Annotated in this window: 18 protein-coding genes; 8 read left to right on the forward strand and 10 right to left on the reverse strand. The window is 73.9% G+C overall.

What is annotated here, in order from left to right:
- Window positions 1–164 precede the first annotated feature (164 nt).
- Window positions 165–1,019, forward strand: coding sequence for an arylamine N-acetyltransferase (locus ACIBAI_RS03235; protein WP_399030730.1), 855 nt, complete (start codon window positions 165–167; stop codon window positions 1,017–1,019).
- Window positions 1,020–1,034: 15 nt separating this feature from the next.
- On the opposite strand, the gene ACIBAI_RS03240 is transcribed toward ACIBAI_RS03235, so the two are convergent.
- Genes ACIBAI_RS03240 through ACIBAI_RS03250 form a run of 3 tightly spaced genes read right to left on the reverse strand, consistent with a single transcriptional unit; the run spans window position 1,035 to window position 3,527 of the window.
- Window positions 1,035–1,829 (reverse strand): DUF4253 domain-containing protein, encoded by a 795-nt coding sequence (locus ACIBAI_RS03240; RefSeq protein ID WP_399030731.1) that lies wholly within the window; start codon window positions 1,827–1,829, stop codon window positions 1,035–1,037.
- A gap of 52 nt (window positions 1,830–1,881) precedes the next feature.
- The gene (locus ACIBAI_RS03245; RefSeq protein ID WP_399030732.1) at window positions 1,882–2,727 is read right to left on the reverse strand and encodes a DUF2690 domain-containing protein; all 846 of its coding nucleotides are present in this window, start codon (window positions 2,725–2,727) and stop codon (window positions 1,882–1,884) included.
- Window positions 2,724–3,527: a peptidoglycan-binding protein gene (locus tag ACIBAI_RS03250; RefSeq protein ID WP_399030733.1), complete on the reverse strand. Its 804-nt coding sequence runs from the start codon at window positions 3,525–3,527 to the stop codon at window positions 2,724–2,726. Before ACIBAI_RS03250 ends, ACIBAI_RS03245 begins: the two co-directional genes overlap by 4 nt.
- A gap of 306 nt (window positions 3,528–3,833) precedes the next feature.
- Here ACIBAI_RS03250 and ACIBAI_RS03255 point away from each other — a divergent pair, with 306 nt between their 5' ends.
- Window positions 3,834–4,277 carry a peptidoglycan-binding protein gene (locus ACIBAI_RS03255; RefSeq protein ID WP_399030734.1) on the forward strand — a complete coding sequence of 148 codons (444 nt, stop codon included), beginning with the start codon at window positions 3,834–3,836 and terminating at the stop codon, window positions 4,275–4,277.
- A gap of 79 nt (window positions 4,278–4,356) precedes the next feature.
- Here the strand turns inward: ACIBAI_RS03255 and argS are convergent, their stop codons facing one another.
- A complete protein-coding gene (gene argS, locus ACIBAI_RS03260; RefSeq protein WP_399030735.1) occupies window positions 4,357–6,120 on the reverse strand; it encodes an arginine--tRNA ligase in 1,764 nt (587 codons plus the stop codon).
- A 152-nt stretch (window positions 6,121–6,272) separates the two neighbouring features.
- Between argS and lysS the strand changes: the two genes are divergently transcribed.
- Window positions 6,273–8,030, forward strand: coding sequence for a lysine--tRNA ligase (gene lysS, locus ACIBAI_RS03265; protein WP_399030736.1), 1,758 nt, complete (start codon window positions 6,273–6,275; stop codon window positions 8,028–8,030).
- Between the two features lie 128 nt (window positions 8,031–8,158).
- Here lysS and ACIBAI_RS03270 read toward each other — a convergent pair whose 3' ends face one another.
- The 3 genes from ACIBAI_RS03270 to ACIBAI_RS03280 form a co-directional block, all read right to left on the reverse strand.
- On the reverse strand, window positions 8,159–9,574 hold the full coding sequence (locus ACIBAI_RS03270) for a DUF2637 domain-containing protein (RefSeq protein WP_399030737.1): 1,416 nt from the start codon (window positions 9,572–9,574) through the stop codon (window positions 8,159–8,161).
- Window positions 9,575–9,677: 103 nt separating this feature from the next.
- Window positions 9,678–10,580: a DUF3558 family protein gene (locus ACIBAI_RS03275; RefSeq protein ID WP_399030738.1), complete on the reverse strand. Its 903-nt coding sequence runs from the start codon at window positions 10,578–10,580 to the stop codon at window positions 9,678–9,680.
- Window positions 10,581–10,687: 107 nt separating this feature from the next.
- Window positions 10,688–11,509, reverse strand: a complete 822-nt coding sequence (locus ACIBAI_RS03280) for a DUF3558 domain-containing protein (protein WP_399031351.1) — start codon at window positions 11,507–11,509, stop codon at window positions 10,688–10,690.
- A gap of 204 nt (window positions 11,510–11,713) precedes the next feature.
- On the opposite strand from ACIBAI_RS03280, the gene ACIBAI_RS03285 reads away from it, so the two are divergent.
- Window positions 11,714–12,907, forward strand: a complete 1,194-nt coding sequence (locus ACIBAI_RS03285) for an RtcB family protein (RefSeq protein WP_399030739.1) — start codon at window positions 11,714–11,716, stop codon at window positions 12,905–12,907.
- 188 nt (window positions 12,908–13,095) lie between these two features.
- Here ACIBAI_RS03285 and ACIBAI_RS03290 read toward each other — a convergent pair whose 3' ends face one another.
- Both ACIBAI_RS03290 and ACIBAI_RS03295 read right to left on the reverse strand, forming a co-directional pair.
- Entirely contained in the window at window positions 13,096–13,872 is a 777-nt protein-coding gene (locus tag ACIBAI_RS03290) for an SDR family NAD(P)-dependent oxidoreductase (RefSeq protein ID WP_344599677.1), read from the reverse strand.
- A 100-nt stretch (window positions 13,873–13,972) separates the two neighbouring features.
- Window positions 13,973–14,308 carry a YnfA family protein gene (locus ACIBAI_RS03295; RefSeq protein WP_344599676.1) on the reverse strand — a complete coding sequence of 112 codons (336 nt, stop codon included), beginning with the start codon at window positions 14,306–14,308 and terminating at the stop codon, window positions 13,973–13,975.
- Window positions 14,309–14,669: 361 nt separating this feature from the next.
- Between ACIBAI_RS03295 and ACIBAI_RS03300 the strand changes: the two genes are divergently transcribed.
- The 4 genes from ACIBAI_RS03300 to ACIBAI_RS03315 all read left to right on the forward strand — a co-directional run bounded on the left by ACIBAI_RS03300 (window position 14,670) and on the right by ACIBAI_RS03315 (window position 18,797).
- On the forward strand, window positions 14,670–15,758 hold the full coding sequence (locus ACIBAI_RS03300) for an LLM class flavin-dependent oxidoreductase (protein ID WP_399030740.1): 1,089 nt from the start codon (window positions 14,670–14,672) through the stop codon (window positions 15,756–15,758).
- Window positions 15,755–16,426, forward strand: a complete 672-nt coding sequence (locus tag ACIBAI_RS03305) for a CE1759 family FMN reductase (RefSeq protein ID WP_399030741.1) — start codon at window positions 15,755–15,757, stop codon at window positions 16,424–16,426. Before ACIBAI_RS03300 ends, ACIBAI_RS03305 begins: the two co-directional genes overlap by 4 nt.
- 208 nt (window positions 16,427–16,634) lie before the next feature.
- Entirely contained in the window at window positions 16,635–17,357 is a 723-nt protein-coding gene (locus tag ACIBAI_RS03310; RefSeq protein WP_399030742.1) for a response regulator transcription factor, read from the forward strand.
- Window positions 17,358–18,797: an ATP-binding protein gene (locus ACIBAI_RS03315; RefSeq protein ID WP_399030743.1), complete on the forward strand. Its 1,440-nt coding sequence runs from the start codon at window positions 17,358–17,360 to the stop codon at window positions 18,795–18,797.
- Window positions 18,798–18,914: 117 nt separating this feature from the next.
- Here ACIBAI_RS03315 and ACIBAI_RS03320 read toward each other — a convergent pair whose 3' ends face one another.
- On the reverse strand, window positions 18,915–19,976 hold the full coding sequence (locus tag ACIBAI_RS03320) for a PucR family transcriptional regulator (RefSeq protein ID WP_399030744.1): 1,062 nt from the start codon (window positions 19,974–19,976) through the stop codon (window positions 18,915–18,917).
- Between the last annotated feature and the right edge of the window lie 135 nt (window positions 19,977–20,111).

The raw sequence follows: 20,111 nt of genomic DNA on the forward strand, positions 1-20,111 counted from the left end.
ATCAGCCAGAACGATCAGCTGCCCTGGTCCTTCCTCGCCCACACCGGACTCACCATCCACCCACCCCCACAGAACTAACGAAAACCTCAGTAGGGCCAAAGACGGAGAACGGCTCCTACCGGGGGCGGCGGACGGGCCGGACGGGTCCCGCGTACGGTGCCGGTATGCCTGACATCGCGCGGACGACGCCCTTCGATCTCGACGCATATCTCAAGCGGATCGGCTGGGAGGGACAGCGGCGGGCCGACGCGGCGACGCTGCGGGGCGTGCATCTGGCCCACGCGCGGGCCGTCCCGTTCGAGAACCTGGACCCCCTGCGCGGCAGGGCACCCTCCCTCGAACCGGCCGCCCTGACGGACAAGCTGGTCCACAGCCGGCGCGGAGGCTACTGCTACGAGCACAACACGCTGTTCGCCCGCGCCCTGGAGGAACTGGGCTTCCGGGTGACCCGGCTGACCGCGCGGGTCGTGGTGGGCGCGGACACCCTCACCGACCGTCCGCGCACCCACATGGCCCTGCTGGTCCACGCTCCCGGCGACCCGCAGCCGTACCTGGCCGACGTCGGCTTCGGGGCGATCGGCGCCCTGCTGGAGCCGGTGCCGCTGATCGCGGACACGGAGTTCCACGACGCGGGGCGCAGGCACCGCCTGGTGCACGCGCCGCACCGGGGGCCGCTGGAGCTGTGGGTGCTGGAGGCGTACGAGGAGCGGAGGGACGGGGCCGGCCCGGGCTCGTGGGCGGCGCAGTACGCGTTCACGGTGGAGCCCTTCGAGGAGTCCGACTACGAGGTGATCAACTGGTACATCGCCACCAGTCCGCGCTCCCCCTTCAGCCGCCGCCCCTACGCCCAGCGCCTCACCCCCGGCCGGCACCTCCTCCTCGACGGCCGCGTCCTCACCGAGACCCGCGCCGACGGCACCGTCACCCAGCGGGAACTCACGGACGAGGAGGAGGCGCGCCGCATCCTGGACGAGGACTTCGGCATCACGGTCCCGGACGGCGTGACGCTGCTGGAGTGACCCCGTGCGCCGGGCTCAGTCGTCCCACCAGAAGTGCCAGACGGGCCGGTCGAGGACCTGGCTCCCGGCGTAGGCGGCCAGGGCGGTGCCGCCGCCCTGCCGGAGGGCGCCGGGGCAGAACGCGAAGTGCTCGGCGGCGACGGCCTCCGCCTCCTGCGGGGTGGCCGGCGGGGCCGCGACGGACAGCAGGAGGTGGTCGAAGCCGAGCGCCACGACCCGTATGCCGAAGCGGTCCTCCCAGGAGCGCAGGACCGCGCTGAGGCGGGCCGTGTCGCCCTCGTGGCCGACCGGGCCCGTCCAGCCGAGGGCCGTGGGGATGTCGGCGCTGCGCCGGGCCGGGACGAGGGCGACGCGGGGATCCTTCAGGGACCCGCCGTCCAGGAGGGAACCGGCGACGCCGGCGGCGACGGACTCCGGGTCCGGGACGCCGTCCGGGTCCGGGGCGGCGGCCAGGCCGGGCCACCGGTCCCCCTCCGCCGCGCACTCGTCCCAGAGGCCGGCCAGGACCTCCTCGGCGTCGTGATCCCCGGGATAGGACATCTCCCCGGGCGCCAACTCCCACTCCCGCGGCCCGCCGTGACCGCCGCCGACGTCGAGGACGACCGGCAGCAGACCGACGGTGCGCGGCGCCGACGCCAGCGCGGCCCAGGCGCCGGGCACGGCCCGTTCGTCCGCGCACCACAGCAGCGGCTCGTGCCACGGCCCCTCGGCCGTGGCGTCGATCAGCTCTCCGGCGGGCAGGTCCAGCCCGAGCGTACGGCCGCTCGGATCGGTCACCAGTTTCGGCAGCGGGTTCGGAAGTGTCGCCATGCCGGTGACTGTAGGGGCGGGCACTGACAACGAGCCGGTGCCGGAGAGGGCCCTACCGCACGCGGCCGTCGAAGCACTCCCGCCCGCCGCCCGCCGCGGGCCGGAAACAGGCCCGGACGACGGCGCCGGGGCGGGCCACGGTCATGGGGGTGAAGACGAACTCCTCCGTGTCGAGGCGGTCTTCCACCCGGGCGGAACGGGTGGGGCCGCCCGCGGTCACGGTCAGCCGGTCGCCGATCCGCGTGTTCCACATCCGGGCCCAGCCGGTCCCGCACTCCCGGCTGTGGCGCAGCTCCAGGCGGGCCCCGGTGGCGGTCCGGTAGGAGGCGAGGGTGCTCGGGCCGACGCCGCACCTCATGTGCATCGGGTTCCCGCCCTCACAGGCGGCCCCCCGGCACAGCGGCCCGATGACGGAGGAGGCGGGCGGCGGAGCGGACCGTGCGCCGTCCCGGTGCGGCAGCAGGGCGAGGAGGGCCACCGCCACGCCGCCGACGGCCACGGCGCACACCGACGCGAGCACGGCCACCGCCGCCACGCCCCGGTGACCGGCGGGCCCGGGCCGGGCGGGACCCGGCCCGGCGGGCGCCGCCGCGTCCGGCCGCCGCGGCGGCGTGCCCGGGCCGGCGGGCGTCCCCTCCGTCGCGCGTCCGCTCCACTGCGACTCCGCGATCTCCCACAGCGCCAGGTACCGCCCCTCCGCCTCGCCGGCGAGGCGGCACAGGTCCCGCACCGCCTGGCGCGGCGGCAGGGTCTTGCCGTTGAGATAGCGCTCCCAGGAGGACTTGCTGTACGGGGTCTTCGCCGCCAGACCCGCCAGGCTCAGGCCGGTGCGCGTCTTCAGCTCCCGCAGCGCGGCGGCGAGCCGGGCGCGTTCCGGGGAGAGGGGCGGCGGGGTCATCGCCGCAGGGCTTCCCAGGTGTGCGGTCCGATGATGCCGTCCACGACCAGGTCGGCCCGCCTCTGCACGCGCTCGACCGCGCTCCGCGTCAGCGGGCCGTAGATGCCGTCGACGACTCCCGGCGAGAAGCCCGCCCGGCGCAGCAGGCACTGGGCCTCCGCCACCTGCGGACCCGCCTGGCCCTCGGCCAGGACGGCGTCCCGGGTGCGGCTGTTGCCCGCGTACCAGAGGCCGTCGATCCGCTCCGGGCGGCAGGTGTACCGGGGCGGCCCCGAGGACGACGGCGGCTGCGACGCGGCGGACGACAGCGGGGGCGTCGCGCTCGCCGCGGTGTTCCCGGTGCCCTGGCCGGTGAACCGCACGGCCAGCAGGACGGCCGAGGAGACGGCCAGGACCAGGGCCACCGCCCCCGCCACCAGCGCGACGCGCAGCGAACGCCCGTACGTCCGGGGCTCCCCGGCCGCGGCCGGCGACTCCTCCGCCGCCCTGACGGACACGTCGTCCGGCGCGCCGGACGATCCGCGTCCGCGTCCGTCCCCCCAGGCCTCGGCGGCGACCTCGCGCAGGGCGAGCAGCCGGGTCGGGTCGTCACCGGCGATCCGGGCCAGCGCCTCCACGGCCTCCCCGGGCGGCAGGGACCGGCCGCCCAGATACCGCTCCCACGACTTCGCGCTGTACCCCGTCTTCGCCGCGAGCTGCCGCAGGCTCAGCCCGCCGTGGTCCTTCAGGCGACGCAAGCGCACCACCAACTGCCGGACACGTGGATCCAGTCCCGCGGGCAGTGGTTTCCAACGCGACATGTTCCCCCTACTCGCGTCCAGGGGCCGCGGGCCGTGGTCGGCGGCCCCGTGTCCCGTCGCATTCTGCACCAGCATCCACGACCCGTACCGGAACGCGGTTCCCGCACCGGCCCGGAACCGGCCACCGGCCGTCCCGCCGCACCGTCCCGGGGGACGACGTCTTTGCAGGTCAGCGCGGGGGACGTCCCACGAGTACGTCACTTCCGCGGCGGCTGTGGCGACCCCGGCCGCCGGCCCGCAGCCTTGTTGACGAGCCGGCCGACGCGGCCGGCCCGCCCAACGCGAAGCAGCAACGGAGGGAACAGAATGCGAGCACTGACCAGGACCCTCGTCAGCGTCACCGCCGCCGCCGGCATCGCGGCCGGAACCCTGGCGGGCGCGGGAACCGCCTTCGCGGACTCCCCGCGGGCCCAGCAGCAGGCGGTGCGCGCGGAGGCCGCCCCGCTCGCGGTGAACAACCTCGGCCTGACGACCGCGGAGGCCAAGGAGGTCCAGCGGTGGCTGAAGGCCTACTGGGGCTACACCGGCAAGATCGACGGGCAGCTGGGCACCAGCAGCTGGAAGGCGTTCCAGCGCTGCCTGAAGACCCACTGGGGTTACACCGGCAAGATCGACGGCCTCGCCGGCGAGGGCACGATCAAGGCCCTGCAGCGCCTGCTGAAGAACAGCTGGGGCTACACCGGGGCGATCGACGGCAAGGCCGGGTCCGGCACCAAGAAGGCCTTCAAGCGGTTCGCCAACGGCGTCTGACGACCCGCACGGCACACGCCGCGGCCCGTCCTCCCACGGGGGAGAGGACGGGCCGCGGTCCGCGGGGCGGCGTCGCGCCTCAGAGCCGCTCGGGCGTCCGGATGCCCAGCAGGGCCATCCCCTGACGCAGCGTCCGGGCCGTGACGTCGCACAGGAACAGGCGGTTGGCGACCTGCTCGGGCGTCTCGGCCTTCAGCACCGGGCACTTGTCGTAGAAGGACGTGTACAGCGACGCCAGCTGGTACAGGTACGCCGCCAGCTTGTGCGGGGCGTACTCCGCCGCCGCCTCGGCCACCGTCGCCGCGAACGCGTCCAGGTGCAGGCCGAGCGCCCGCTCCGCCGCCGTCAGCGCCAGCTCCGGGTGGGCGGCCGGGCGCACCTCGCCCGCCTTGCGCAGGATCGACTGGATCCGGGCGTACGCGTACTGCAGGTACACGCTGGTGTCGCCGTTCAGCGAGACCATCTGGTCCAGGTCGAACTTGTAGTCCCGGTTCGCCGACGTCGACAGGTCGGCGTACTTCACCGCGCCGATGCCCACCTGGGCGCCCCGCTCGGCGATCTCCTCCTCGGAGAGGTCCTGGGCCTTCTCCCGCACGACCGCCGAGGCGCGGTCGATCGCCTCGTCCAGGAGGTCGACCAGCCGGACCGTCTCGCCGGCGCGGGTCTTGAACGGCTTGCCGTCCTTGCCCAGCACCGTGCCGAAGGCCAGCTGCACCGCCGTGACGTCGTCGTTCAGCCAGCCCGCGCGCCGGGCCGTCTCGAAGACCATCTTGAAGTGCAGGGCCTGGCGGGCGTCGACCACGTACAGCAGCGTGTCCGCCTTGAGGTGGAACACGCGGTCCCGGATCGCCGACAGGTCGGTCGCCGCGTAGCCGTAACCGCCGTCCGACTTCTGCACGATCAGCGGGACCGGCTTGCCGTCCGGGCCCTTGACGTCGTCGAAGAAGACGCACAGGGCGCCCTCGGAGCGGACCGCGACGCCCGACTCCTCCAGCAGGCGGCAGGTCTCGGCGAGCATGTCGTTGTAGCCGGACTCGCCGACGATGTCCGCGTCCCGGATCTCCATGTCCAGCTTCTCGAAGACGGAGAAGAAGTAGATCTTCGACTCGTCCACGAACTTCTGCCACATGGCGAGCGTGTGCGGGTCGCCGGCCTGGAGGTCGACCACCCGGCGCCGCGCCCGCGTCTTGAACTCCTCGTCGGAGTCGAAGAGCTTGCGGGCGGCCTTGTAGAGGCGGTCGAGGTTCGACATCGCCTCCTCGCCGGTGACCTGGCCGGCCTTGTGGTCCAGCTCGTGCGGGTGCTCGTCCAGGTACTGGATGAGCATGCCGAACTGGGTGCCCCAGTCGCCGATGTGGTGCCGGCGGACCACGTTCTCGCCGGTGAACTCCAGGAGCTTCGTCACCGAGTCGCCGATCACCGCGGACCGCAGGTGGCCGACGTGCATCTCCTTCGCCACGTTCGGCTGGGCGTAGTCGATGACCGTCGTGCCCGGGGCGTCCGCGTACGGCACGCCGAGGCGGCCGGTGTCGTCCGCGTACCGCGCGGCGAGGTTGGCGGTGATCGCCCGGTCGGCGACCGTGATGTTGAGGAAGCCGGGGCCGGAGACCTCGACGTCCTGGATCACGTCGCCGGTGACGACGTGCGAGACGACCTCGGCGGCCAGCTCGCGCGGGTTGGCCTTGGTCTTCTTGGCCAGGGCGAGGATGCCGTTGGCCTGGTAGTCCGCCCGGTCGCTTCGGCGCAGCAGCGGGTCCGCGCCGGCGGCCTCGGGCCGGGTGGCCGAGAGGGCGGAGGCGAGGTGCTGCTGGACGGAGTCGCTGAGAGACGTGACCGAGGCCATGGAGTGGCTGCCGTTCTGCTCGGGTTCGGGACTGCTACAGAAGCCGAGTATCCCACGCGGTGAAAAGCGGTTTTCGCGGATGTCGCCCCGCCTGGGAGAATGGAGCGGTCAGCCGTGCGACCGTACCGGCTGCCCGATGGAGAAAGAAGGACGTGCCGATCGTGGCTCAGAGCACCGAGACCACCGACTGGGTCTCCCGTTTCGCGGATGAGGTCATCGCCGAGTCGGAGCGTCGGGCCCCGGGCAAACCGGTCGTCGTCGCGTCCGGGCTGTCGCCGTCCGGCCCCATCCACCTGGGGAACCTGCGCGAGGTCATGACCCCGCACCTGGTCGCCGACGAGATCCGGCGCCGCGGGCACCGGGTGCGGCACCTGATCTCCTGGGACGACTACGACCGCTACCGCAAGGTGCCCAAGGGCATCGCCGGGGTCGACGAGGAGGCCTGGGCCGAGCACATCGGCAAGCCGCTGACCTCCGTCCCCGCCCCCGCGGGCTCCCCCCACCCCAACTGGGCCGAGCACTTCAAGGCGGCCATGGTCGAGTCGCTCGCCCAGCTGGGCGTCGAGTTCGACGGGATCAGCCAGACCGCGCAGTACACCTCCGGCGCCTACCGCGAGCAGATCCTGCACGCCATGAGGCACCGGCAGGAGATCGACGCCGTCCTCGCCCAGTACCGGACCAAGCCCAAGCCCGCCGACCAGAAGAAGCAGCAGGCCAAGCAGAAGCCCCTCGACGAGGCCGAGCTGGAGGCCGCCGAGGGCTCCGGCGCCGCCGCCGAGGACGACGGCAGCTCCGGTTCCGCCGGGTACTTCCCGTACAAGCCGTACTGCGGCAACTGCGAGAAGGACTTCACCACCGTCACCGCCTACGACGACGACTCCACCGAGATGACGTACGCCTGCACCGCGTGCGGCTTCTCCGAGACGGTCCGGCTGAGCGAGTTCAACCGCGGCAAGCTGGTCTGGAAGGTCGACTGGCCGATGCGGTGGGCGTACGAGGGCGTGATCTTCGAGCCGAGCGGCGTCGACCACTCCTCCCCGGGGTCGAGCTTCCAGGTGGGCGGCCAGATCGTCGGCATCTTCGGCGGCGAGCAGCCGATCGGGCCGATGTACGCCTTCGTCGGCATCTCCGGCATGGCGAAGATGTCGTCCTCGCGCGGCGGCGTGCCCACCCCGGCCGACGCGCTGAAGATCATGGAGCCGCAGCTCCTGCGCTGGCTGTACGCCCGGCGCAGGCCCAACCAGTCCTTCAAGGTCGCCTTCGACCAGGAGATCCAGCGGCTGTACGACGAGTGGGACCGGCTCGACGCCAAGGTCGCCGACGGCACCGCCCTGCCCGCCGACCTCGCCGCGCACGCGCGCGCGGTGGGCACCGCCGCCGGTGAGCTGCCGCGGACGCCCCGGCCGCTGCCGTACCGGACGCTGGCCTCGGTCGCCGACATCACCGCCGGCCACGAGGACCAGGCGCTGCGGATCCTCAGCGAACTCGACCCGGACCAGCCGCTGGCCTCGCTCGACGAGGCCCGGCCGCGGTACGACAAGGCCGAGGCGTGGATCAACACGCACGTCCCCGCCGACCAGCGGACCATCGTGCGCGAGGAGCCCGACACCGAGCTGCTGAAGTCGCTCGACGACCAGGGCCGGGAGTCGATCCGGCTGCTGCTCGACGGACTGGCCGACCACTGGTCGCTGGACGGGCTGACCCACCTCGTCTACGGCGTGCCCAAGGTCCAGGCCGGGTTCTCCGCCGACGCCACGCCCAAGGAGCTGCCGCCGGAGATCAAGACCGCCCAGCGGTCCTTCTTCGCGCTGCTGTACCACCTGCTCGTCGGCCGGGACACCGGCCCGCGCCTGCCCACGCTGCTGCTGGCGGTGGGGCAGGAGCGGGTGCGCAAGCTGCTCGGCGCGTAGGCGGCGGGACGAAGGGCCCTCCGACGGAGGGCCCTTCGTCGGAGGGCTTCCTCCGTCGGAGGGCTTCCTCCGTCGCTTCTTTCCGCGCGGCCGCCGCGCGGCGGCCTGTGCGGGGCCCGCGCGGCGCCCTACGCGATGTGGTCCTCCTGCAGTTCCGCCGAGTGGCGGTTGGTGAAGCGGCTGACCATCCGCTTGGCCTCCGGCTCGGGCAGGGAGATGCCGAACTCGGCCTCCACGTTGTCGACGAACTCCCGGGGCGTCGGGTAGCTGCCGTTGATCGACTTCTTGAACACCTGGTAGTACGCCTCCTCGTCCGGCTCCTGCGGCGGAGTGGCGCCGCCCTCGCCCAGCTCGCGGGTGCGGCCCGGGCCGACCGGGATGGGGAAGCCGCCGGTGTCCTCCGGCGAGGGCTCCGGGGCGGGGGACCGCTCGTCCCGCCGCTGCTCCCGGGCCGCCCGGTACTGCTCGTACTCCTGCTGCTCCCGGGCCGCCTGGTACTGCTCGTACTCCTGCTGCTCCGCGTACCACTGGGCGTACTGCTGCTCCGGGTCGTACGACGGGTCGTAGCCGCCGTGGTACTCGACCTGCTGCGGCGGCTGGAACCAGGGGCTCGCGTCCGGTTCGGGCTCGTACTCCGGCGGCTCGGCGCCGCGGTCGGCGGCCGGCTGCGGGCGCGGCCCGCCGGACGGCGCCGCCGCACCGGCCTCGCCGGCGGCTCCGGCTGCACCGGCGGCTTCGGCCGCACCGGCCTCGTCGACGGCTTCGGCCGCACCGGCCGCGCGGGCCGTGTCCGCCGCACCGGCGGAGTCCGCCGCGGTCAGCTCGCGCAGCGGCGCCGGCGGGATCAGGGCCGGCTCGATCCCCGCCGCCGCCAGGCCCGCCGGGGCCGTCTCCGCCAGCGGCACCCCGTAGCGCGCCAGCCGCAGCGGCATCAGGGACTCCACCGGGGCCTTCCGCCGCCAGGCCCGGCCGAAGCGGGAGCGCAGCCGGGCCTGGTAGACGAGACGTTCCTGCTCCAGCTTGATGACCTGGTCGTAGGAGCGCAGCTCCCACAGCTTCATCCGGCGCCACAGGAGGAAGGTCGGGACGGGGGAGAGCAGCCAGCGGGTCAGACGGACGCCCTCCATGTGCCGGTCCGCGGTGATGTCGGCGATCCGGCCGATGGCGTGGCGGGCCGCCTCGACCGCGACCACGAACAGGACCGGGATCACCGCGTGCATGCCCACGCCCAGCGGGTCGGGCCAGGCCGCCGCGCCGTTGAAGGCGATCGTCGCGGCCGTCAGCAGCCAGGCCGTCTGGCGCAGCAGGGGGAAGGGGATGCGGATCCAGGTCAGGAGCAGGTCCAGGGCGAGCAGGACGCAGATGCCCGCGTCGATGCCGATCGGGAAGACGTAACTGAAGTCCCCGAAGCCCTTCTTCAGCGCCAGCTCACGAACGGCGGCGTACGACCCGGCGAAGCCGATACCGGCGATGACGACGGCACCGGCGACGACCACACCGATGAGAACCCGGTGCATCCGTGTCAGCTGCAGTGGCGCGGCCACCCGTACTCCCCTCCCCGTGCGTGTTGTTGCGCGCACCAGGGTGGCACATGTGTGCGACGTACGGGCGGCCGGTTCCGGCGGGGCGGTCCTTCCCCCGGCTCGGTCAGCTCTTCTGCGCCGCGGCCCGGGAGGGCGAGGCGCTCTGCGACGCGGACGGGGAGGCGCTCTGTGACGCGGACGGGGAGCCGCTCGCCGTGCCGCCGTCGCCGTTCGCGGACACGACCGCGGCCACCGCCTCCTTGACGGCCTTCCGCGCGGCCTTCGCCAGGTCGTCGGCGTCCGGCGTCTTGTCGCCGGCCAGACCCGCGCCGTTGTAGTCGAGGGTGAGGACGACGTTCTCGACGCGTGCCACGACCGTCTGCTGCTTGAAGGCGCCCTCCTTCTTCTTCAGGTCGTACCGCACGAGGGTCGCCTCGTCGCCCGCCTCGGCGACCGGCTCCGACTTGGTGTTCTTCGCGCCCGACACCGACTGGGCGTCCTGGACCTGCTTCTGGTAGAACTCCTGCGCCTGCCGGTCGCCCTCGCCGCGCGTGATGTCGGACTCGAAGCGCAGCAGCGACACGTTCAGCCAGCGGAACTGAGAGCCCTTCACGCCGTTGTTCTCCAGGCTGCTCCAGGAGCAGCTGCCGCGCGTCGACGTGTCGTCGGACTGGCCCTCCTTGCCCGACTTGGTGCCCTCCGGCACCAGTTCGCCCAGCGTCTTCTTCGACAGCACGTCACACGGCTCCGGCAGCTCGGCGTACGCCGCCGGCCGCACGGTCGGCGACGGGCTGGCGGAGGCCGACGCGGTGGCGCCCGAGGCCTTGTCCCCGCCGTCACCGGAGCCGGAGCCGGATCCGGAGTCGGAGGAGCAGCCGACGGCGACCAGCATCACGGGGACGGCGGCCGCGTGGGCAAGGACGCGGTGAAGGCGCTTCGCTCGCTGGGCACTCCCCCTCCGCCTCAACGGCATGGGAGGTGCCCCCAGGTCTCGCTGTGCTCGTCGCTGCATGGTTCCTTCACTCATGACACTCGTGGTTCCTGCGGTCGGAACGGGTCCGAGGGGCCACGGTACGCGGTGAAGAACCCGTGCGGTTCTGTCCCGTGTGGCGTGCGCGCGGGCGCGCGGGGCCGTCAACCCGCCAGCGAGTCGGCCAGTCGAGAGGCCAGATTCCGTGCCCTGTCCTGCATTTCCTTGCTGTCCGGGACCACTCCGACCGTCATCGGCTGCTCCGCGTACTCGATGGTCACGATGACGTTGGACGTGCGGAACGCCACAGTCACCGTGCGCTGTTCGGCGGTCGAACCGGGGCTGCTCAGCTCGTCGTCGAGGAAGGCCTCGTCGCCGAGCCCGTCGAGCACGCGGGGCTGGAGGCCGGCCGGAGTGGTGCTCGCGGACGGGCTCGCGGTCGGGCTCGCCGAGGACTCGGCCGGTTCCGGGGCCGAGGAGGAGGGCGTGGCGCCGGAGGCGGACGGGGAGCCGGCGGGCGAGTCGGTGACGGCCGGCTCGGGGAGGTCGGCCGCCGCCCGCCTGGTCGCGAAGAGTTGCTCGGCCTGGCTGTCGTCGCTCACGGCGGAGTCGTACGACACCACCCGCTCGAAGTCGACGAGCAGGTGGTCGGTGGCCTCGGCGGAGCCCACCTTCCAGCGGCAGCCGACCTTGCGGTCGGAGTCGTACGTGAGCGTCGCCTCGCCCTGGTACGCCCGCTCGCGCTGCTCCTCGTCGGTGATCTGCCGGATGCCGGGCAGCAGGGCGTCGAGGGCCTCCCGGCCGACCGCGCCGCAGGGTTCCGGGAGGGTGCGGTACCGGCCGGGCTCGGCCGCCGCCGTCGCCGTGCCGGCGCCGCCCGGGTTGGTCTCTTCGGTCGCGCCGCCGTCCGCGGAGCCGCCGGTGCAGCCGGCCAGCAGCGCCGCGAGGAGGGCGGCGACGCCGGGTACGTACGCCATCCGCTGCACGGTCAGGCTCCTCTCGACGGTGGCCGTGTGGCCGGTCCTCCAGTGTCCCCGCTGGTTATTCGCTTGCCGCACGGGGGTGCCCCCTGGGGACAATGTGTATCGCACGCGCTGCCGTGGACGCCGGTCCGTCATCCCTTTCGTCGACCTTGGCGCCGGTTTTGCCGTTCGACACTTCTGTTTGTCTTCCGGGGGAATGAGGGTGGAATGCCGTACGTGGAGCTGCCGGGCGCCAAGGTGCCGATCCGCATGTGGACCGACCCGGCGTCGGTCGAGGAGGTGGCGCTGCAGCAGCTGCGGAACGTCGCGACCCTGCCGTGGATCAAGGGGCTCGCCGTCATGCCCGACGTCCACTACGGCAAGGGCGCGACGGTCGGCTCCGTCATCGCGATGCAGGGGGCGGTGTGCCCCGCCGCGGTGGGGGTGGACATCGGATGCGGGATGTCGGCGGTGCGGACGTCCCTCACGGCCGGCGACCTGCCGGGGGACCTGTCGCGGCTGCGGTCGCGGATCGAGCAGGTGATCCCGGTGGGGCGGGGGATGCATGACGACCCCGTGGACCCGGGGCGGCTGCACGGGTTCGCCACGGCCGGGTGGGACGACTTCTGGGGACGGTTCGGCGGGGTCGCCGAGTCGGTCAGGTTCCGCCAGGAGCGGGCCCAGAAGCAGATGGGCACGCTCGGAAGCGGCAATCACTTCGTCGAGGTGTGCACGGACACGACCGGTTCGGTCTGGCTGATGCTCCACTCCGGCTCCCGCAACATCGGCAAGGAACTGGCCGAGCACCACATCGGCGTCGCCCAGAAGCTCCCGCACAACCAGGGCCTGGTCGACCGCGACCTCGCCGTCTTCGTCGCGGACACCCCGCAGATGGCGGCGTACCGCAACGACCTGTTCTGGGCGCAGGAGTACGCGAAGTACAACCGCTCGATCATGATGGCGCTTCTGAAGGACGTGATCCGCAAGGAGTTCAAGAAGGCCGGGCCCACCTTCGAGCCGGAGATCTCCTGCCACCACAACTACGTGGCGCAGGAGCGGTACGAGGGCGTGGACCTGCTGGTGACCCGCAAGGGCGCGATCCGCGCGGGCTCCGGGGAGTACGGGATCATCCCGGGCTCGATGGGCACGGGGTCGTACATCGTGCGCGGCCTCGGCAACGACCGGTCCTTCAACTCGGCCTCGCACGGCGCCGGCCGGCGCATGAGCCGCAACGCGGCCAAGCGCCGCTTCACCACGAAGGACCTGGAGGAGCAGACGCGGGGCGTGGAGTGCCGCAAGGACTCCGGTGTCGTGGACGAGATCCCGGGCGCGTACAAGCCGATCGAGCAGGTCATCGACCAGCAGCGGGACTTGGTGGAGGTGGTGGCGAAGCTGAAGCAGGTCGTGTGCGTGAAGGGCTGAGGCCCGTACGGTCCGCCGCGTCCGCCGCTCCGCGCAGACCGCCTACCGCGCGCGGCTCACCGCGTGGATCACCACGGACGCCACCGGGCGGACGCCGGACAGGACGTACCCGAGGCACCACCCCGCATGGCGCTCGTCCCTCCGCTCCCGGGCCGGGCGCCGCTGTTCGCGCGCGGACCCGTCCGGCGTCACGGTTCCCGGTGGACCTTGGTGTTCGACGCCTGGGCGCGCGGGCGGACGACGAGGAGGTCGACGTTGACGTGGCTGGGGCGGGTGACCGCCCAGGTGATCGTGTCGGCGACGTCGTCCGCGGTCAGGGGCTCGGCGACGCCCTCGTACACCTTGGCGGCCTTCTCCCGGTCGCCGCCGAAGCGGGTCAGGGCGAACTCCTCCGTCTTGACCATGCCGGGCGCGATCTCGATGACGCGGACCGGCTGGCCGACGATCTCCAGGCGCAGGGTCTCGGCCAGGACGTGGGCGCCGTGCTTGGCTGCGACGTAGCCCGCGCCGCCCTCGTACGTGGCGTGGCCGGCGGTGGAGGAGACGACGACCACCGTGCCGTCGCCGCTCGCGACCAGCTTGGGCAGCAGGGCCTGGGTGAGGTTGAGGGTGCCGATGACGTTCGTCTCGTACATCCGGCGCCAGTCGGCCGGGTCGCCGGTCGCGACCGGGTCGGCGCCCAGCGCGCCGCCCGCGTTGTTGACGAGGACGCCGATCGTCCTGAACGCCGTCGCGAACTCGTCGACCGCCGCGCGGTCGGTGACGTCGAGGGCGTACGCCGTGGCCCGGCCGCCGGCCGCGACGATCTCCTCCGCCAGCGCCTCGATGCGGTCCTTGCGGCGCGCGGTGAGGACGACGCGGTAGCCGGCCGCGGCGAGCTGCCGGGCCGTGGCGGCGCCGATCCCGCTGCTCGCACCGGTGACGACGGCGATGCGGGAGGCGGCGGACGGGGCGGCGGTGGCCATGGGCTGCTCCTCGGACTGGCGGGCGGGACCGGTCGGCGTCCAGCGTAGGCGACGTGGGCGGGCGGTTCGCGGGCCGGTGCGGTCCCTCCCGGCGCTCGCCTCAGCCGCCCCGCGGCGCGTACATGATGACGGCCATGCCCGCGAGGCAGACCAGCGCGCCCGCCACGTCCCACCGGTCCGGGCGGTAGCCGTCCGCGAGCACGCCCCACAGGATCGACCCGGCGACGAAGATCCCGCCGTACGCGGCCAGGACGCGGCCGAAGTGGGCGTCGGGCTGGAAGGTGGCGACGAATCCGTACGCGCCGAGGGCGAGGACGCCGCCCGCCGCCCACAGCCAGCCGCGGTGTTCCCGCACCCCCTGCCAGACCAGCCAGGCCCCGCCGATCTCGAACAGGGCGGCGAGGACGAACAGGGCGGCGGAGCGGAGGACGACCATGGGGGCAGCTTCGCACGGCGGCCCGGCGCGCCCCGCACCGCCCGGTGCGGGGCGTCCGGGGGCCGCGTCACGCGGCGTGCGGCACCGGGCGATGCGGGGCGTGTCCGGGACGTGCGGCGTACGCGGGATGCGCGGGACCGCGGCGGGGTGCCCGGACGGACGGGCGCCGGAGGGGCGGGGACGCCGGGAGGGGGCGGTCGCGGCCGGTGGACCGCCCCGGCGGACGGCGGGGTCCGGGGCGGCCCGGGTCGCGCGGCCGCGGGCCGGGCCGCCGGCGCGTCCGGACTCGCCGGAATAAGGGTGGAGGGGGAACCGTTCAGCGGTATAGTTGAACGGTCAACAACCTGGAGGGTGAGCGACCATGCAGTTCGGGATCTTCAGCGTCGGCGATGTCACACCGGACCCGACCACGGGCCGGACGCCGACCGAGCGCGAGCGGATCAAGGCCATGGTCGCCATCGCGCTGAAGGCCGAGGAGGTCGGCCTCGACGTCTTCGCGACCGGGGAGCACCACAACCCGCCGTTCGTGCCGTCGTCGCCGACCACGATGCTCGGCTACATCGCGGCGCGCACGGAGCGGCTGATCCTCTCCACGTCGACCACGCTGATCACCACCAACGACCCGGTGAAGATCGCCGAGGACTTCGCGATGCTCCAGCACCTGGCCGACGGCCGGGTGGACCTGATGATGGGCCGCGGCAACACCGGCCCGGTCTACCCGTGGTTCGGCCAGGACATCCGCGAGGGCATCAACCTCGCCATCGAGAACTACGCCCTGCTGCACCGGCTGTGGCGCGAGGACGTCGTCGACTGGGAGGGCCGCTTCCGCACCCCCCTGCAGGGCTTCACCTCCACCCCGCGGCCGCTGGACGGCGTCCCGCCGTTCGTCTGGCACGGCTCGATCCGCTCCCCGCAGATCGCCGAGCAGGCCGCGTACTACGGCGACGGCTTCTTCCACAACAACATCTTCTGGCCGGCCGACCACACCAAGCGGATGGTCGAGCTGTACCGCACCCGCTACGCCCACTACGGGCACGGCACGCCCGAGCAGGCGATCGTCGGCCTCGGCGGGCAGGTGTTCATGCGGAGGAACTCCCAGGACGCCGTGCGCGAGTTCCGGCCGTACTTCGACGTCGCGCCCGTCTACGGGCACGGCCCGTCGCTGGAGGAGTTCATGGAGCAGACGCCGCTGACGGTCGGCTCCCCGCAGCAGGTGATCGAGAAGACGCTGAGCTTCCGCGAGTACGCCGGCGACTACCAGCGCCAGCTGTTCCTGATGGACCACGCCGGGCTGCCGCTGAAGACCGTGCTGGAGCAGATCGACCTGCTCGGCGAGGAGGTCGTGCCGGTGCTGCGCGAGGAGTTCGCCAAGGGGCGGCCGGCGAACGTGCCGGACGCGCCGACCCACGCCTCGCTGCTGGCCGGCACCCGGAAGGAGACCGTCGCATGAAACTCGTCGTCGTCTCGGCGGGACTGGGCGTCCCGTCCTCCACCCGGCTGCTCGGCGACCGGCTGGCCGCCGCCACCGCCGGACGGACCCCGGCGGACGTGCGGGTGATCGAGCTGCGCGACCTGGCCGTGGCGATCGCGCACAACTTCACCAGCGGGTTCCCGGGCGCGGCGCTGTCCGCCGCGTTCGACGCGGTGACGGCGGCCGACGGGCTGATCGTCGTCACGCCGGTGTTCTCCGCGTCCTACAGCGGGCTGTTCAAGTCGTTCTTCGACGCGCTGAGCGGCGGCGACCCCGACGCCCTCGCCGGCAAGCCGGTGCTGATCGCCGCGACCGGCGGCACCGCCCGGCACTCCCTGGTCCTGGACCACGCGCTGCGGCCGCTCTTCGCCCACCTCAAGGCCGTCGTCGTCCCGACCGGCGTGTACGCCGCCGCCGAGGACTGGGGCGCCGAAGGGCTCGACGGCCGGATCGAGCGGGCGGCCGGGGAACTGGCCGCGCTGACGGCCGGGCTGTCGGCCGGGCGCCCCGCCGAGCGGACCGGCACCGGGCGGCAGGCGCCGGCCGGGCAGGCCGACGGGGCGGAGGAGCCGGCGGCCGAGGAGGCCGGCGCGTTCCGGGTGGTGCCGTTCGAGCAGCAGCTCGCGGCGCTGCGGGCCACGGGCTGAGGACCGGGACCGGGGCCCGCCCCGACGTGCCCCGGACGGAACGGGCGGCAACCGCCGCGGGGCGAGGCGGGCGGCCGGGCGGCGGCATCCGGGGGAGCGGCGGCCGGACGACGGCCGGGGGAGCGGCGGCCGGGAGCGGCCGGTGAAAGGCCGGTAAGAAGGGCGGCCGGCGAGCCGCCCGGCCGGGCCGGCTTGGCACACTGGCCCTGTGCCCCAGACAGTTCTCCTCGCCGAAGACGACCGCGCCATCCGGCACGCCCTTCAGCGCGCCCTGACCCTGGAGGGCTACCAGGTCACGGCGGTCGCCGACGGCGTCGAGGCGCTGGCGCAGGCCCACCGCGGCCGGCCCGACGTCCTCGTGCTGGACGTGATGATGCCCGGCATCGACGGCCTCCAGGTCTGCCGGGCGCTGCGCGCCGAGGGCGACCGCACGCCCATCCTGATGCTGACGGCGCTGGTGGAGACCGCCGACCGGATCGCCGGCCTGGACGCGGGCGCCGACGACTACGTCGTCAAGCCCTTCGACGTCGAGGAGGTCTTCGCCCGGCTGCGCGCCCTGCTGCGCCGCACCAGCCCGGCGCCCGCGGGCGCCGCCCCGGCGGACGCGCCGAAGCAGCCCCCCGCCCCCGAGCGGTTCGTCGAGGCCGCCGGCATCCGCATGGACCCGCAGGCCCGGCGCGCCTGGCGGGGCGGGCGGGAACTGGAGCTGACCCGCACCGAGTTCGAACTGCTGGAGCTGCTGGTCCGCAACGCGGGCATCGTCCTGGACCACTCCACGATCTACGACCGCATCTGGGGCTACGACTTCGGCCCCGGCTCCAAGAACCTCGCCGTCTACGTCGGCTACCTGCGCCGCAAGCTCGACGCGCCCGGCGCGCCGCAGCTGATCCACACGGTGCGCGGCGTGGGTTACGTGCTGCGGGAGAACTGAGTGGGCCGGCTGCGGCGGCTGCTGACCGGGCGGCGCCTCCGGCTGGTCTCGCTGCGCACCACCTTCGCGGTGTCCTTCGCGGCCGTCGCCGCCGGTGTGACGCTCCTGGTCGGCCTCCTCTCCTACAACGCCGCCGCCCGGCTGGTCCGGGTGGACCAGGAGTCCGTCTTCGACCAGGTCGTCCAGGACCTGCGGGACGAGGTCCGGCAGCGGCGGATGATGCCCGCCGACTTCCTCTCCTCCGCGCCCGGCCACGACGTGGTCCGCCCGGCCCGCACGGACGTGCAGGTGCTCGGCCCGGACGGCAGCGTCTCCGACCCGGGCAACCCCGGGCTCCCGGTCGTCGACGCCGACCGGCGGATCGCGGCCGCCGCGACGGCCGGACGGCTGGCCGAGCACGCCGACGTCGACGTCGGCGACGACGTCTACCGCGTCGCGACCGTCTCCCTGGGCGGCGGCCGGGGCGCGGTGCAGGTCGCGCAGGAGTTCAGCGACACCGAGGACCTGCTGCGGGCGCTGCAGCGGCGCACGCTGCTGCTGATGGCCGCGGTCGTGGTCGGGGCGGGCCTGTTCGGCTGGTGGCTGGCCCGGCGCATCACCCGCCGCCTGGTCCTGCTCACCTCGGCCGCCGAGGACGTCGCCCGCACCCGCCGGCTCGGCATCCAGGTGCCGGTCACCGGCTACGACGAGGTGGGCCGCCTGGGCCGCGCCTTCGACCGCATGCTGGGCCGCCTCGCCCAGTCCGAGGAGGACCAGCGCCGCCTGGTCCAGGACGCCGGACACGAACTGCGCACCCCGCTGACCTCGCTCCGCACGAACATCTCCCTGCTGCGCCGCATCGACGAACTGCCGCCCGCCGCGCGGGAGGAACTGGTCGCGGACCTCGGGCAGGAGGCGCGCGAGCTGACCGACCTGGTCAACGAGCTGGTCGACCTGGCGGCCGGCCAGTCCGACAGCGAGCCGCCGCGCAGGATCGACCTCGCCGAGATCGCCCGGGACGTCGCGGGCCTCGCCCGGCGCCGCAGCGGCCGGGAGATCACGGTCCGCGCGAGCGGCGACACCACGGCGGACGGCCGGCCGGGCATGCTGACACGGGCGGTGTCCAACCTCGTGGAGAACGCGGTGAAGTTCGACCGCGACGGCACCGCGCCCGTCGAGATCGTCGTCGCCGGCCCCGCCCGGCCGGGCACGGTCCGCGTCGAGGTCCTCGACCGCGGCCCCGGCATCGCCGACTGCGACCTGACCCGCGTCTTCGACCGCTTCTACCGCGCCGCCGACGCCCGCTCCCTGCCCGGCTCCGGGCTGGGCCTGTCCATCGTGCGGGAGGTGGCCCTCGCGCACCGGGGGGCGCCGTTCGCCTACCGGCGGGACGGCGGCGGCACGGCGATCGGGTTCACGGTGGGCGGCGGACCGGCCGGGGACGGCGGCACGGGAGGCTGAGGGCCGCCTCGTCCGGGCTTTCGCACCTGCTCGCGGGCCGGCCGGACCGGGATTCGCCCGGCGCCGCGCCGGACCTCGCCCGCGGACCGTGGGACCCGGTGGCTCCGGCGGCGCCCGTCAGTCCTGGTCGCCGGGCCAGCCCAGCAGCCGGGCGCCGATGACGGCGGTCTGCAGGGTGTAGCGGTGGACGGGGTCGGCCGGGTTGGCGCCGGTGAGTTTGTGGATGCGGTCCAGGCGGTAGGTCAGGGCGCGTACGCTCAGGCGCAGGCGGCGGGCCGCCTCGGCCGCCACGCAGCCGGTGTCGAAGTAGGCGGTGAGGGTGTCGATGAGGGGCTGGGCGCCGCCGCGGGCCTGCCGCAGGGGGCCCAGGGCGGTGTGCACGAGGTCGGCCATGGCCTGGCGGTCGCGGGTGAGGACGGGGTAGACGAGCAGGTCGGCGGCGCGCAGCACCGGTTCGTCGAGGCGCAGGCGGTCCGCCAGTTCGAGGGCGTTGAGGGCTTCCTCGTAGGAGTGGACGACGCCGCCGGCGCCGGGGTGGGGGCGTCCGATGGCGACCTGGCCGCCGTCGGTGGCCGCGTGCGCCTGCTTGGCGAAGAACGCGAGCACGTCGTCCTGGTCGCCGGGGGCGATGCAGATCAGCCGGCCGTCCTTGGTGGTGAGCAGGATGTGGCGTTCGCCGAAGCGGGCGATCAGGGCGCTGTCCACCTGGCGGGTGGCCGGGTGGGCGTCGTCGACCGGCGTGGTGCCCTGGGCGACGGCGACCGCGTGGGCGCGGGAGAGGAGCAGGCCGAAGCGTTCGGCGCGTTCGGCGAGCCGGCCCAGGTTGCTGCGGCCGTAGAGCAGGTCGTCGATGAACTCCCGCCGCGCCGCCTCCTCCTGGCGCACCGCCAGTCGCTGGGCGCGTTCGTGGCCTTCGGCGAAGGCGTCGATCGCCTGCTCGACGGCGGCGAGCACGCGGTCCACCCCCGCGGACGCCAGGGCGGGGGAGAGGTCGCGGGCCGCGGACAGGTGCCGCCGGACCAGGGCGCGCAGTCCCAGGCCCGCCTCCGCGGCCCGCTCCCCCTGCGCCCGGAGGGTCTCCAGCTCGTCCCGGGTCAGCCGGCGGCCGGTGGCGCAGACATCGGCGAGAATCCCGCCGTACCCCTCCAGGAACTCCTCCGGCACCGCCGGCCTCGTCACATTCCCTCCCGATGTCGCTCCTGTGCTGTGCCGTCCCGCCCCCGGGAACGGCAGCGGGCCGCCTTCGCCCGCTTCCCCGGTGCCGCGAAGGCCGCCCGCGGCGCTTCCCCGGTGCCGCGAAGGCCGCCCGCGGGT

It is taken from the genome of Streptomyces sp. NPDC051041 (assembly GCF_044456065.1).
Lineage (GTDB): Bacteria > Actinomycetota > Actinomycetes > Streptomycetales > Streptomycetaceae > Streptomyces > Streptomyces glaucus.

Coding starts and splice junctions, on each gene's coding strand:
- ACIBAI_RS03235 (WP_399030730.1), top strand. CDS start 165: ATGCCTGACATCGCGCGGACGACGCCCTTCGATCTCGACGCATATCTC.
- ACIBAI_RS03240 (WP_399030731.1), bottom strand. CDS start 1,829: ATGGCGACACTTCCGAACCCGCTGCCGAAACTGGTGACCGATCCGAGC.
- ACIBAI_RS03245 (WP_399030732.1), bottom strand. CDS start 2,727: ATGACCCCGCCGCCCCTCTCCCCGGAACGCGCCCGGCTCGCCGCCGCG.
- ACIBAI_RS03250 (WP_399030733.1), bottom strand. CDS start 3,527: ATGTCGCGTTGGAAACCACTGCCCGCGGGACTGGATCCACGTGTCCGG.
- ACIBAI_RS03255 (WP_399030734.1), top strand. CDS start 3,834: ATGCGAGCACTGACCAGGACCCTCGTCAGCGTCACCGCCGCCGCCGGC.
- argS (WP_399030735.1), bottom strand. CDS start 6,120: ATGGCCTCGGTCACGTCTCTCAGCGACTCCGTCCAGCAGCACCTCGCC.
- ACIBAI_RS03275 (WP_399030738.1), bottom strand. CDS start 10,580: ATGAGTGAAGGAACCATGCAGCGACGAGCACAGCGAGACCTGGGGGCA.
- ACIBAI_RS03285 (WP_399030739.1), top strand. CDS start 11,714: ATGCCGTACGTGGAGCTGCCGGGCGCCAAGGTGCCGATCCGCATGTGG.
- ACIBAI_RS03290 (WP_344599677.1), bottom strand. CDS start 13,872: ATGGCCACCGCCGCCCCGTCCGCCGCCTCCCGCATCGCCGTCGTCACC.
- ACIBAI_RS03295 (WP_344599676.1), bottom strand. CDS start 14,308: ATGGTCGTCCTCCGCTCCGCCGCCCTGTTCGTCCTCGCCGCCCTGTTC.
- ACIBAI_RS03300 (WP_399030740.1), top strand. CDS start 14,670: ATGCAGTTCGGGATCTTCAGCGTCGGCGATGTCACACCGGACCCGACC.
- ACIBAI_RS03305 (WP_399030741.1), top strand. CDS start 15,755: ATGAAACTCGTCGTCGTCTCGGCGGGACTGGGCGTCCCGTCCTCCACC.